The following is a 14,116-nucleotide window of genomic DNA, read 5'->3' on the forward strand; positions in this document are numbered from 1 at the left end:
TCCATGATCAGCTACGGAACCCCCGACCCCATCACGGTTGTCGACCTCTTCGCCGGCTGCGGGGGCTTCACGCGAGGGTTCCACGAGTTCCGGCCCCAGGGCGTGAAGGGGAGCGGTCCGGTATTTCGCAGTATCGCGGCCGTGGAACACGACAGGTCGGCCGCCGCGACCTACGCCGCGAACTTCGGCAGCTTGCGCGAGGAGCCGACGGGGCCGCACGCCCGCGTCCATGTCGGAGACATCGAGGAATGGGGTCCGACCGACGAGGATCTGCACGCCGACGTGGTCGTCGGAGGCCCGCCCTGCCAGGGATTCTCGGCGCTGAACCGGAAGAAGACGGGGCTGGAGCGCAATCGGCTCTGGGAGGAGTACGTTCGCATCGTCGCGCGGATCCGACCGAAGGTCTTCGTCATCGAAAATGTGGACCGTTTTCTCAAGTCGGATGAATTCCAGGATCTGCTTGGGGCCGTGAAGCCGGGCGGGAGTCTGGAGAATTACCACATCGTGGACCCCTGGGGGCCGGTCACCGACGGAGGTGCGGAGCGGCCGGTAAGCCGCTACCTGCTTAATGCCGCGGACTATGGTGCGGTTCAGGCGCGACGTCGTGCGATCGTTATGGGTGTGCGCGAGGATTTGCTGAAGGAGGGGGCCGCGCTCAGTTATCCTCCCCGGTCGTACACGTCGAATGCCAGGTCCGTTGGGCGGCGTTCAGAGATGTCCGGCCAGGAGACACTCTTCCGCGATGGTCTCTCCACAGACTCATGGCTTCCCGTCGACAGCGTGTTTGAGGAGTCGGCCAAGTTGCGATTGCGCGGAACCGAACTTCCTGCGGGCTCGGTGCCGTTCCCGGAGATCGGCAACGATGTTCGCGGCGTCTTCACTACGCGTGACCTCCACATCCGCCGCAATCCGGAACTCCTGTCCCGTGCCCGGTATCGAGCCATCCCGCGCCGCGGCAATCGAAATGACCTCCGTGGCAAGTGGTTCACCATGACAGAGTCCGGCAGGATTCGCATTCTCGAGGAACATGAGCTCGCAGATGTGAGCACTCCTGTGGAGTACCTGTCGACAGAGAGCTGGGACAACCACGACAAGGGAACCGGGGACGTGATGGGGCGACTCCGCCTGGGCGAGCCGTCCGTCACCATTCGCACCGAATTTTACAAGCCGGAGAAGGGGCGCTACCTGCACCCCACGAGGAACCGTCCCATCACGCATTACGAGGCCGCCCGTATCCAGGGGTTCCCCGAGGACTTCAGGTGGTGTGGCACCAAGGTGGAGATCGCTCGACAGATCGGGAACGCCGTGCCGATTCCGCTCGGTCGGGCCATTGCCTCCGCGATTTACGCCTGCCTGCGCGGTGGCGGAACGGCCGTTCCGCCACCGCGCGGTGGCAGCGATCAAGGCCTCATTGCTGGCTGAAGTATCCGGGGACCGTACCCCCATGCGTTCCGATCAAGACAGCGCGGTCCAGGAGAGCGTTGTTCATCTCGCAACTCGTCTCCGGCAGCAGCACGCACGCGTGGCAGGCGGCCAGATTGAGGTTGTCCGTGCCGCTGGCCGTCGACTCCATGCACAGCGGGTCGTTGGAGCACCACGCCGCGCGGGCAAGCGCCGAGGCCAGGGCCTCACGCAACCGCTCGGGGTCGCCCTGGGCGACGATGCCGCCCAGGCTGCCGGCGGAGTCGCTGGTGGCGGTGTAGATGAGCAGGCCGGCCATGTCTTTTCCGATGTAGAGCCGCTCGCGTAGTGCCGCCGCGGGGTACCCGCCGTCCAGGCTCCACTCGTTGATCAGGATGTGGGCGAGCGTATGCACCAGGAGGAACCGGGGCGAGGCGGGCGAGGTCGGAATCGACGTCGCGCCCTGGGCGGCGCGTTCCCGCAGGAGCGCGTTGTGATTGTCGCGGATGCGTTCCGCGCGCAGCGTCGGTTGCTCGCTTCGCTCCCACCGGCGAAGCCGCTCGTCGTCCAGCCGCAGGAACACCCCTTCACCGCTCACCTCGATCGCGGGAAGCCACTCCAGGGGTCGACCGGACAGGGGCGAGCGGCGCAGCATGTCGTCGGCCGGACTGGGCTCGTCGACGCGGGTGAACGTGTGCAGCGCGCGGACCTCGCGAAGGCGTTTGACCAGCATGACGTTGCCGAGCCCGGAGTCCTTCAGCGGCTCGATACCCTCGCTCGGCGGCTCGCAGACGAAGTCCTGCAGGTGCTCGCCGTCTTGTTCGGGATGGGTGTGGTGCAACGTCGTGTACTCCTGCTGGTAGATCTCCTTTCGCGCGTCGAGTGGGTCGACCTGTTCCGTCTGCGGCGCCTCCTCCAGGCGGCGCAGCTCGGCGATCCGGTCGATGAACTGGTCGGGAGAGAACTGCGGGTATTTGTCCAGCAGCTTCTCGAAGCGAAGAATCGCTCGGATGCCTTCGGGCGTCTCGTCCTTGAGTCGGTCGTAGTAGGGGGTGACGATCTTGTTGAGGGCTTCGCTCCACGGCGGGATGGACAGAGCCGAGTGGACGATCGGGAACCACACGGAGGAGGAACCACGCTGCAAGGTCCTGGGCAGGCGGTCGCAGAACTCGGCCGGGGCACCGCTGAGCCAGGGGCGCTTGCCACTGCAGCGGATCCCGAGCTTCTTGAGCGCTTGTCTGCGGAAGGCACCTTCCATGGACACCTCCTTCGCCCCGCAGGTGCAGCCGATCAGTACTGCCCTCAGTGACGCGGTCGAGCCCTCGGCCCGCAGCCGCAGCTCGCCTCCGCATCGCCCGCCGGCGGCGTGTTCGTTGCCGCGATGGACCCACTGCCAGTACGGGAAGTCGCTCAGGTGGCCGTGGTCGCAGGCGACCACAAAGCGGGACGGGACCAGAGCCTCCTCGCAGTCGGAGCACTCGGCCTTGCCCGCTGGGGAGTTGAAGCCAGCGAAGGGCTGAAGCGATTTGCAGGTGGGGCACGAATAGAAGACGGGGAAGCGGACTGCGCGCACACCGTCCTGTGCCTCGTCCGGGTCGGGTGCCGGAGGAAGGCGGAAGTACTTCACGCCCAAAGAACGGGACAGCCGTCGCTCCCACACCTTGGGGGCCTGTGAGATGTCCCAGGAATCCAGTCCGGACACGATGAAGGATTCGTTGTCGACTGCGATCATGGCACCGACGCCGTAGGTGGTGATCAGCTGGGCGCGGCGGATCTCTCCGAGCTTGCGTGCGCGGCGTACCGGTGCGGCGCCCGGCGTGCGGCGACGCATGCGTGGCGGAGGCGGGGTCATCGAGGGGACTCCAAAAAGAAGGTGGAAGTGGCGTCGACGTCGCGCAGGCTCCACAGGGTGCGCCAGGCGAAGTCGCCCTGGGGGTCGTCGTCGAACGTGGACAGCAACGCGGGAATGCTGCTGCTGCGACGGGCCTCGTAGACCAGGTTCGGCGATTCTTCGGCCTCCTGGCGCCACCAGTCGACGAACTCATCGAAGGCGCGGGCCGTGGCCTCGTGTTCCCGGTTGTCCACGGCCTTCACCCGGTCCAGAACCGCTGAGCGGACGGTGCTGTTGAGGTCGTCCCAGAAGTCCGCGATGCGTCCGGCCGAGGCATTGCCTCGGGCCGCCGGCAGCAGGATCCGCGCCAGGGCCACGATGACGGCATGCAGCCCCCGGTCCCGGGAACGGGCCGAGAACGGTGTGACGCTGGTGGACTCCACCTCACGGTATAGCGCCGAATGGAAGTGCAGGAACCTCTCGTAGTGCGAACGGTCCCGCGAGCGCGAGGAGTTCAGCATCACCGCCACCAGGCCGGGATGGCGGCGGCCCACACGGCTGGTCGCCTGGATGTACTCGGCCGTGGTCTGCGGCTGACCCATGACCGCCATCAAACCGAGGCGGTCCACGTCGACCCCCACTGAGATCATGTTGGTGGCGAGCAGCGCGTCGAGCACGTCGCTCATCGGAAGATGGCGCTCCACCTCCTTGAGCCGCTTGGGGATGTCGCTGGCGCTGGCGCGGCTGCTGAGCTCGGTGAGCCCGTCGATCGAGCGGGGCTCCGGCCAGGCCTCACGGGCGGCCAGATATTCGAGGCGGTCCTGGACGTCGTCCAGTACTTGCAATTCGGCAGCGGACAGCAGACGGAGGCTGTTGAAGTACCCGACCAGGGTCCAGTAGGCGTCCCGTACCTCCGGTTTCGCGTCGATCACGGCTGCGTAGTGCAGCAGTGCCGCGTACGTGCGCACCAGGAGGGTGGCCTGGCTTGTGCTGGAGGTGAGCAGGCCGACATAGCGGCGAGCCGCCTTGCGGTCGCGGGGTGTCTCGACGGCGAACCACGAATCGCGCGCGTCCAGGCCTCCGGGTGGGAATTGACTGACTCGACGAGAGAAGAGGTGACGTCCCTGGTCGTCGGCACGACGGATGGTGGCGGTCGAGGCGATCACCTTCGGGTACTTGGCGAGTACATCCACGGCCGTCTCGTACAGACCGGTCAGGGTTCCCAAAGGGCCCGAGATCAGGTGCAACTCGTCCTGGACGATGAGCTCGGGCGGGCGCGTGCCGTCTTCCCGATCGCGGTTGAACAGCGCCGCCGTCGCCTCTCGCCACGGCATGGAGGCGAACTTGTCGACCGTGGCGATGATCAAGGTCGGGCGGGCGTCGTACACGGCCTCGTCGATCAGATGGACCGGAAGGCCCCGGTGGTAGGCGCAGGAGTGGTCGGGGCAGCGAATGTGCATGCGCCGGCGGTCCAGGTCGACCTCGTAGTCGCGGGCGTCGAGGCGGGTGCCGCACCACGGGCAGGCGTGGAGCTGGACCGGGTTCTCCTTCTGCACCTGTTTGCCGGGGCTGGCGTGAAGTTCCTTGAGTTTCCCATCGGCGGCCTCGAGGGTGTTGGGGGTGGCCGACCTGCCGACCCACATGCCGATGGAGATCTCCTCGGTGCCCAGGACGTCAGGCTCGGCGGCGCGCAGTCGTTCCATGGCGCAGATCAGCGCGGCCGCACGCTCGAACTGCTGGAGTGTCAGCAGACGCAGGGTGTAGCGCATGAGCACGGTCACCCCTCCGCCCAGGCGTCCGTCTTGCAGCCGTCGCAGGAATGTCGTGAAGGCGATCAGGCCCAGGTATGCCTCGGTCTTGCCGCCTCCCGTCGGGAACCAGAGCAGATCGGCGATGTCCCGGTCCGCATGGTGCGGGTCGACGATTCCCTGCAGACACTGGAGCATGAAACCGATCTGGAAGGGCCGCCACGTGCCTGCCTCGATCACCGGCGCACCCTGCCGGCCCTCCTTGATCCAAGAGGTGCGTGCCCGCTGTTCCGCCATGGCCAGATTGGCGAGTCGGAAGGCGCGCAGAATCTCCGGATGCCCCCGGTCCTCCAGCAGGTCCACTCCCCGATGCATCCGTCGCAGAGCCTGGCGGCACCGCTCGATCTGCTCGCGTGCCACAGGACCGTGGTCGGTGGACTCCAGGCTCCGGGCCGCGGACTCCTGCCATCCGATCCACTCTTTATAGCCCTTTAGCAACGACCGCAATGCGCCGACGACCTGGGCGGTGGGTGCGGTGCCCAGCCCGTACATGGTCAGGGCCCCATCGTCGATGGTCGGATTGGAGTCGGTGAGCAGCACCTCGTGTGAGGGCACAAACTCAGTGCGAACCGAGGCCACGGCGGCCCGGGCGGTTTGAACGGCACCGATGGGCGGCGCAGTCCAGTCCCAGTGCGCCGCACAGCCATGCCCGGTGGCGAAGGTGGGCGCGTGGCGGTGGAGCAGCCGGCTGAGGGCCTGTTCGGGGTCCACGGCACCCAGCGGGGCCGGGCGCTCGACGAAGGGAGCACGTCCCTCGTGCGCGGCGGTGACCTCCAACACGGGCTGGTAGAAGCAGTGAGCGTCGCGCAGATCGTATGTGCCCACGGTCAGGCTGTTGACGACCGTGGCCGTCACCGTGACCGTGCCGTGGGCGCTGTCCGCGGGGCGGACCAGGACATGAAGATCCAGGCCAGGGTGCAGCTCCACGGCGTCTCTCCAGCCGGGAACCCTCACGTCGACCCGGTCCGGCTCCATGCGCAAGGGGGCTCGCCGCCAATGCTCGCGCTGCTCGTCGGTGCTGCGTATTTCGGTGCGTCGCGCCGCGATCGGGTTGCCGTCGGCGTCCTCGGGAAGGTATATCGCGGCCCGCACGCGGAGAACGATCTCCGGGCAGACCGCCGGATCCACGGCGAACGTCAGGCCCATCGACGAGGGCCGGCGCACGTTGGCGAGGGCAACACCCAGCTCGGGCAGTGGTTCCTCACCCTCGGTGCGTGCCGGCAACGCCGCCTCGTCCTGCCCGTCGAGTTCCGCCTCGGCGTCCCTCGTCTCGGCCCGCGCCTCGTCGGTCTCCGCCTGCGGGAAGAGCACCCCCACCGGGTAGACGGTGATGGGCGCGTCGTCCTTGAGGACCTCGTGCTCGCCACCGACCGGGCCCAAAAGGTCGGTGCGCAGCGCGTCGAGCAGCTTGTCGCGCAACTCGTAATGGGCCGTGTAGTCCGGTGTGCTCACCTGTCGCTCTCCTCCGGAAAACCCGTGTCGAATGAGAAGTCGGCCTCCCAGTCGAATCGACCCATGCCGCAGACCCGAACGGCGAGCCACACGCCGTGGCTGCCGAGCCCGGCACGCTCCGTGGCTGCCGTGGAACCGGCCACACTCTCGATGCAGTCCACCCGCAGGCCGGTGACCCGCGCAGGCCACGGGTGGTCGAGTGAGTCGCCGCTGCGCCGCAGCAGCCGGCACAGGTCACGACGGAACTGCTCGGAGACCTGCCCGATCGGACGGCCGTCGTGCAGCACGGCATAGGGCGGCGACTGATCCTCGCCGGCGGGCAGCTGGTGGAGCAGGCGCAGCTGAACAGCGTCCCCGGCTCGGACCGCCGCACGCAGGTACTCCTGGAGCCGAACGGGATCCTCATCGACCCCCAGCGTCCCCGGCGGCGCGTCGTGACAGACGTCTGCGCCCAATGCTTCCAGGCCGTTGCGCGCCCATGTGCTGCGACCGCCGAGATACCAGCGGTCCAGCCGCCGCTCCTTGCGGTACAGCCACGTCGAGGGCGCCTCCAGCCGGTACAGGTCGTCCCGGGGACGGGTCATCGCCACGTACAGGAGTCGGGCCTCGGCTGCCGGGTCGTAGTCGTACTTCTTCTTTGCGACGCGGCGTGGCGCGGCCAGTGCGGGAGGTTCGATGACCAGCACGCGATCGAACTCCAGCCCCTTGGCCCGGTGCACGCTGGAGACCACCAACGGTGTGGGCTCGGCAGCGGTGAGTTCGTCCGGGAGTCTGCCCTCGGCGAGGGCCTGATGCAGGGCCCGCATGTCCAAGGTCGCGCGTGGTCCGCGCGCGACCCGGCGCACGGACGCCCACAGGTCCTGCGCTCCCAGGTCCTTGGGGAGCATCGAGTCCTGGCTTTGCAGCAACTCCACGAACCGTTCCTGCGTCACCTGGGATGCCTCGGTGCCGGTCAACAGCGTGGTCAGCCACGGCGGGGCGGGACGGTCGCGGGTGGAGCGCTGCAGTCGATGCGGCACCCCTGCGTCGGCCAACAACTGTGAGACGCACAGCACTTGGCCGTTGTCCCGACACAGGATGGCGGTACTCCCGTCGAACCAGCGAAGCGACTCCAGGGCGAAGTCGTCCGCGAGGTCGCCGAAGTACGGTGCCTCCAGCAGCCGGGCGCGCAGCTCGGCATGGATCCGCTCGGCCGCGGCAGCCGCCTCAGCAGGGTTGCGAGGCAGCTGCCTCAGATGCGGACCCAGAGGCAAGGCCACCCGCGCCTGGTCGCTGCGCGCACGGAAATTGTCGCCCAGGTGCAGCTCGACCAGGTCGTCGGCGAAGCTGGCCCGCAGCCAGTCGAAGAAGTAGTTGGTCTCCGACGCGCGCTGGTCGGGGTCGGAGACCTGGAACCCGTACACGGCCTGAGCCGAGTCGCCCACCACGGTGAAGCCGCAGTTGTCCGCGCAGCGGTCCAGCAGCGCCTCGACCATCTCACGGCGCACCCCCACCAGGTCCTGGACCTCGTCGATGACCACGTGTCCGGGCACCCCGTGTTCGCTGACCTCCAGCGCCCCCTGCGCGATCGCCTCGGCAGCCGCCACGATCCGTGCGTCGAAGGACACCACCGACCAGTCGGTGTCCGGGTAGGCCTGCCGAAGCAGACCGACGGCCCAGGAGTCGAAGGTCTGGGCCCTCACCCGCCGCGCCGCCATCGCATGACGGTCGATGCGCTCGCGCAGCTCCCGGACGGCGGCCCGCGAGAACGTCAGCACCAGGATCTCGCCGGCCTCCAGCTCCTCCCGCTCCACCAGCACGTCCAAGCGTCGCACCACGGTGTGGGTCTTGCCCGCGCCGGCGCCCGCGGTGACCAGCACGCGGGCATCCCATGGCTGGTCAACGACGGTCTGCTGGGCGGCCGTCAGCACATGTTCCTCAAACCGATCAGACGTCACTGATTCTCGCCCCACAGGTAGTCGAACTTGGTGAAGGCCAACTCCTCCCGATAGTTGTCGATGTTGTCGCGCACGTTGAGGATCAGGCAGGTCTCCTTGCCTCCGTTGCGCGGACCGCGCAGACCGCGGCCGATCATCTGCTGATAGATGTTCGGGCTGTAGGTGGGTCGCGTGACCACCACGGCGCGGGTGGCCGGGGCGTCGAAGCCCTGACTGAGAACGCCGTAGTTGGTCAGCACCTTGATCTTGCCTTTGCGGAAGTCCTCGATGGTCTTGCGGCGCTCTGCGATCGGCGTCGCCGAGTCGATCGCCGCGGCACGGACGTCGCGGTCGCCGAGCTTGGCGGCGAGGAACTTCGCGTGCGCCACGGACGTGGCGAAGACGAGCACCGGCCAGTCGGCATCCATCGCGGCGATCCGGTCCACGATCCGTTGGTTGCGCTCGTGGTCGTCGGCCAGACGCTGCTCCGCGCCCTTGGGCAGCAGACCACCGAACTGCTCGGACCGGCTCAGCTCGTCCGCATTCAGCTGGATGGTCGCACCGGCCAGCTCCTCGTGCTCGACCTGGGCCAGCACGCCCAGCTCCTGGAGCTGTTTGATGGCCTTGACCTGGTCGCCGTCGAAGACGGGATTGTCGAGGCGGGTGCCGAAACGCTGCACCAGGCGGCGGCTGAGCTCCACGTTGTTGCGGAAGGGGGTGGCGGTGAGCCCGATGAGGTGGCGGCTGGTCAGGTTGTGCGTCAGCCCCAACAGCTCAAGGAGGGTGGTGTACCTGGGCGAGATGGCCACGTGTGCCTCATCGACGATCACCAGCGCCGCGCGCCGCAACCAGGCGTAGTCCTCGGTTGCCAGACACACCTGGAGCTTGGCGTCGGTGGCGACGACGAGGTGCGGGCGATCGTACACGGGAGCGGCCTCATTGCTGGACCACAACCGGCTGATGACCAGCGGGATCTCCGCCCCGACCTTGGACCACACGTAGCGCCAGCTCTGCACGGCCTGCTCGCACAACTCCTCCGTCTGCGCGATCCACAGCACCGGACCGGGCAGTGTCCCCTGCTGGCGAATCCAGCGGATCACCCCTTCGGAGGTGACACGGGTCTTGCCCGCGCCGGTCGGCATGGTCAGCATGGCGCGCTGAGGCGTGGCACTGTCAAGCATCCCGTGCAGGGCCCGGGCCAGCTCCTCCTGATAGTCGTGCAGGGCCGGAAACTCCGACGGGCCCTCCACCTCGATGCGTGGGGCCAGCGCCGGCACCCGGGCGCCCGCGAAGGAATCCGGGAAGCCGTGCTCGGTGACGAACTTCAAGGCCTTGGAGTCGCCGGTGAAGGTGTTCGGAGCGATGCCCGGGTAGTCGACGGCCAAGTCCTTGCGGTGGACGCGCAGGATCGACTCGCCGTGGGCGTTGAAGGCCATCTCCGCGATGCGCCGGGCATCCGGCTCACCGCCCTGCTCGTTGATCTCGCTGTCCAGCAGCCCCGGCGGGAGCTCTCCGCGCAGCTGCTCCTCCCCGATGAGGGCAGCGATCTTGTCGATGATGCTCTCCGCCTCGCGAACCCGACGGAGCCGGTCACGGATCTCCTGGTTCTGTTCCTGCCGCTTTTGGTGCTCGATCAGCTGCCGGCAGCCCTTGGCGTCGAGCCCCCAGCCGAACTCGCTGTCGGCGGCCTCGAGAACCTCCAGCGGGGTGAGGCTGTCCAGCACCAGCAGCGTGCTGCCCTGGCGCGCGATGGTCATCGGGATCAGCCTGCTCCCCAGGGGAGTACGCAGGGTCTGCTCCAGCTCGGTGCAGCGCTGCACCTTGCGGCTGAGTGCGGGATTACCCACCCGCTGACGCAGCGGCGGGAACTCGTCGACCAGGAGCGTGGCCCGACCTGCCGCCACCTTGCGGATGTTCTTGGTGATCACATCCGCGACCTTCAACATCCCCCAGGTCTCGTGCATCTGACGCGCCGCGGCCGCGTCGGCCCGGTCCGCGATGAGCAGGGCAGGCAACTGCTCCCTGACCAGCTCTCGGAAATCCGCCTCATGGGTCGCGACGGCGATCTCGGTGTCCGGCCGCGTGCCCCAATCGGCACCGATGCGGCAGCGGGTCTGAACCCCCTCGGGGAAGCCGAAGCCGACGCGCAGCAGCAGGGCGTAGGCCCGACCGATGAAGGCGTCATCCGTGCTGGTCAACACCGTCTCGAGCAGCTTCGTCCAGTGCCTGTCGGGAACGTTCTCAGGCGTCGTCGGCATGCGCAGCCGCCTGGCCTTCTCAGGACTGATCTCCGCCACGGGCAGAACCCGCGCGTACTCCTTGAGCTGGGGACCCACCGCTTGGCGCAGGCCGACGATGCCCGCAGCGGTACGCACCCGTCCGTGCCGGTTCAGGAACCACAGCAGGGGAGAGACCACGGGCTTTTCGGGCTGGGTGCCGTAGCGACGCGTCCAGCTCTCGACGACGCCCCCCTCGGGAAGAGCGTCGAGGAACGCAGCCCGTCCTTCGTCGGACAGCAGCGTCAGCAAATGCAAAGGCCCGGCCGGAGCGGCACCTTCCACCGTAAGACGCGCAAGGCTCGGACGGGGAGCAGTGTCGGCGAGACTGCGCAGGTGGGCATCGTGGACCGCCTGCCGGTAGTCCTGAAACCAGCCCTCCTTCTCGGGCCGGTGGCCCAGCGTGGGGGCGTCGTGCAGCCCCAGCTCCCGGAAGACGTCCTGGTCGGCGGCGTGGAAGTGCAGGTCCACGGCAACCGAGGGGTCGCGGCTGCCGTCGGCGGGCACCACCGGCCCCGGAAGCAGACACTCACGCATGACACGGAACGATCCGCTCACGGTGCGCACCCTGATGGTGGCGAGCGGGTCGGCGACCTTCGCCCGGATGCGTCCGACCTGGGCGTTGCCCCCGGCGCTGCGCATCAGCACCCAGAAATTCGTCCACGCATCGGGCGTGTAGCGGGCGAAGCCCTGATCCAGCAGCCCCTCGAAGCGGCCCTGTGCATCGGAGATACGGATCCCGATGGTGTGCAGGTGCCGTGCCATCTCCGGACGAGAGGAGATCCGGCGGTGGACGTAGACGTCCTCGCTGCCCTGCTCCTGATCCGTGCGGTGGAAAATCTTGCCGGAAACGGGCGCGACGAGGCCGTGAGACTCGGTGAGGACGATGCGCGCCTTGCGGGCCTCGGCCGTCAGCGGGGAGTCGGAGGCGCGGCGATCGGCACGGTCCTTGTCGACCATCGCGGACAGGATCCGGATGGCGTGACAGGAAGCCTCGGGGGTGCCGTCGGCGACCAACGCCTCCAGCCAAGTCACCACGTCCTCGCTCTTCTGCCTCTCGACGGCGAGGATGTGCTCCATCTTGCCGTGCCGCAGGTCGGTTGCGTCGACGGACGGGTGCACCCAATCCCGGGGCCGGCCGGGGTATTCGGCCCAGATCTGCAACCATGCCTGGTCCAGGTTCTTGGGGTGGATGTGCAGGTCGCGAGGGATGCGAAGCACCCCGTTCTGGTCCGGGAGCGACGGGCGTCGGGCAGCGATCAGCCACACCTGGCGCAGCAGATAGTCGTCGGCCCAGTTGATGAACTCGTTCGTACGTCCCGGCAGCAGCGGCAGGTAGGCTCCCGGGTCCTCGGCCGGTGCCAGCAGGGGAAGGGAGTCGATGACGAGGTGCGCGGCCGTCTGCATGAGTTCCTGGTTGAACTCACTGCCGTCGAGGAGGTTTTGCCGGTCCTCGTTGGTCTTCCAGGCGGCATTGAGGTATCCCGTCAGCGACACGGGGTACTTGGTCGGGAAGAACGACCAGAACTCTCCGCGGCCCGGCGGGACCGTCAGCAGGCCCTCCTTGTTGCGGGTGTACTCCGGTACCGCCCAGGAAATGTCGATGACGCTCCGGTCGTGCAGCTCTCCCGCACTGCCGCGGGCCTGGGCACTGGGGGCATGCTCGAGCGAGTACACCTTCCACTGGTGGACCTCCTGCTTGGCCCCGGTGCGCACCTCCGTGATCGTGCGGTGCACACCGTCGCTCGTGACCTTGATGGCACGTCGAAAAAGCGGGCTGCGACGCCTGTCCTCCAGCGTGACCTCTCCCACGTGAGAGGAGAAAAGCTGGAAGCCGGCAGGGAACCCCTCCACGGTACGGCCGTCCGCATGCCTGTGACCGGCCATGTCGTGGCCCAGGCGCTCCGCGGCGCCGGGCAGCAGAGGAAGACGGACCACCGTCGTCGCCCAGCGCCGCAGCTCACGCAACACCGGGTCGTTCTCCACCTCCTGCTCCTCGTCCAAGGGACGCGCCATACGCAGGACGGGCATCTCCGCGGGGTCGATTCCGTCGACACCCAGTGCCCCGGCTATCTCCTGGGCGGACCACTCACGATCGAACCCGAAGCAGCCGGTCCGACTGAAGAACTGGGGGGCGTCGCTGACGGACAGGACGGACTTGACGCCCACGCCGAAACGGCCGATCTGCTTGTTGCGCTTGCGCGAGACACTCATCCGAAGAATCGTCTCGGCGCCTTCCGGCGTCACCGGGGATCCCTGGTTTGCGCAGTAGAGGTAGTCGTCGGTCAGGACAACCTGAAGCTTTCCGCCGGGCTCGTTGGCGATCTCGTCAGCGCCGTTCTGGACGAGTTCGAAGAGTTGGCGGTCGCCGTAGCCGCCTTGCGTGATGCGCTGCTCGTTGTTCGCGTGCTCCTGGACCAGCCCGGGGTCGACCCGGTAGGTCTCCAGGACTCGCGCGGACTGCTCCAGCACCTTGGCGATGACGGGCGAGGCATCGGAGGAAACGAAAGTCTGGGATGGAGAAGGCTCGGTCACGTGTGTGTCTGCTTCTTTCAGGACGAGAGAGGAGGTGAGTGACGCGCTGTGCGCAGACAGGATCTGCCGCAGTGGCCTGCGGGGCCCGGGCACGGACGCACCGGCCGGGCCACGGAGAGGAGAGTGCGCCGGGGGTGACCCCTCAGCTGTCGCGGCGAGGCGGGCGCCGGTGGTTGCGCCGACGGACGTGTCGTGACGACACCGTGCGCGTCCCGGCCTCGCGCGGGGGTTGCTGCGCAACACCGACGGGACCGTCCTCGGGCACAGGCTGCGGGAATCGGGTGCGCGTCAGCCGAAGCCGCCAATAGGCGAGCTGGCTGTGCGTGATGCCCTCGTCGTCCAGGTATTTTGCCTTGAGCTCAGGAGTCTGAGCCGAGTCGTACGCCTCGATGAACTCGGTGATCGAGGCCCATCTTTCGGATTCCACAAAATCCCCCACCCCGACGTGAGCCGGGACAACCGAAATAAATGAGGCTTCGCTCGCGGCAGGAAAAAAACACAACATCTGCCGCGAAAAGAGTGCTGCATGCGCGAAATTGGATGCACTGATGCACCACCGACGGCCTCGAGACATGGGTGTCCCGTAACCGACAGTGGGTGGAAATCTTGAACCCTTGGGCTGTCGCCCCCCTTGTTCAGCAAGGTTAGTCAGCATCTCAACTGTCACGCAAGGGGTTTGACGCATCGTCGGTCGATGTCGATCACGCGGTGGAACCCCTCAAATCGCGGATTACGGGACGAATGCCGACAAAGCCGAATGAAATGGCCGCCCTGCCCGCAGGAGTAGAACCCGAATTCCCGCATCGTTTGATGCATCCGATGCTGCTGGCGCATCCGAACCGACCTGCGTCAAGGGACGATAGACGCGCATCAACTTGTAAAAAGATGCTGGTCAGG

6 protein-coding genes are annotated in these 14,116 nt (G+C 67.4%); 1 reads left to right on the plus strand and 5 read right to left on the minus strand.

The window, feature by feature from the left end:
* The first annotated feature begins 3 nt into the window (after positions 1–3).
* Complete coding sequence (locus ADL25_RS34115) at positions 4–1,422, plus strand: DNA cytosine methyltransferase (protein WP_059131771.1); 1,419 nt, start codon at positions 4–6, stop codon at positions 1,420–1,422.
* On the opposite strand, the gene drmB is transcribed toward ADL25_RS34115, so the two are convergent.
* From drmB to ADL25_RS49290, 5 genes are all read right to left on the minus strand, one after another.
* Positions 1,409–3,253, minus strand: coding sequence for a DUF1998 domain-containing protein (gene drmB / locus ADL25_RS34120; protein ID WP_059131772.1), 1,845 nt, complete (start codon positions 3,251–3,253; stop codon positions 1,409–1,411). The two genes, ADL25_RS34115 and drmB, sit on opposite strands and share 14 nt — an antisense overlap.
* Positions 3,250–6,492: a helicase-related protein gene (locus ADL25_RS34125; protein ID WP_059131773.1), complete on the minus strand. Its 3,243-nt coding sequence runs from the start codon at positions 6,490–6,492 to the stop codon at positions 3,250–3,252. The genes drmB and ADL25_RS34125 overlap by 4 nt, the downstream gene beginning before the upstream one ends.
* Positions 6,489–8,429, minus strand: a complete 1,941-nt coding sequence (locus ADL25_RS34130) for a UvrD-helicase domain-containing protein (protein ID WP_059131774.1) — start codon at positions 8,427–8,429, stop codon at positions 6,489–6,491. The genes ADL25_RS34125 and ADL25_RS34130 overlap by 4 nt, the downstream gene beginning before the upstream one ends.
* Positions 8,426–13,219, minus strand: coding sequence for a DEAD/DEAH box helicase (locus tag ADL25_RS34135; RefSeq protein ID WP_059131775.1), 4,794 nt, complete (start codon positions 13,217–13,219; stop codon positions 8,426–8,428). The genes ADL25_RS34130 and ADL25_RS34135 overlap by 4 nt, the downstream gene beginning before the upstream one ends.
* A gap of 142 nt (positions 13,220–13,361) precedes the next feature.
* On the minus strand, positions 13,362–13,646 hold the full coding sequence (locus tag ADL25_RS49290; protein WP_159045060.1) for a hypothetical protein: 285 nt from the start codon (positions 13,644–13,646) through the stop codon (positions 13,362–13,364).
* Positions 13,647–14,116 lie beyond the last annotated feature (470 nt).

The sequence above is a fragment of the Streptomyces sp. NRRL F-5122 genome, from assembly GCF_001507435.1.
Classification (GTDB): domain Bacteria; phylum Actinomycetota; class Actinomycetes; order Streptomycetales; family Streptomycetaceae; genus Streptomyces; species Streptomyces lannensis.

Bases quoted from the DNA above. Each gene is read 5' to 3' on its own strand.
- ADL25_RS34115 (WP_059131771.1), top strand. From the start codon at position 4: ATGATCAGCTACGGAACCCCCGACCCCATCACGGTTGTCGACCTCTTC.
- drmB (WP_059131772.1), bottom strand. From the start codon at position 3,253: ATGACCCCGCCTCCGCCACGCATGCGTCGCCGCACGCCGGGCGCCGCA.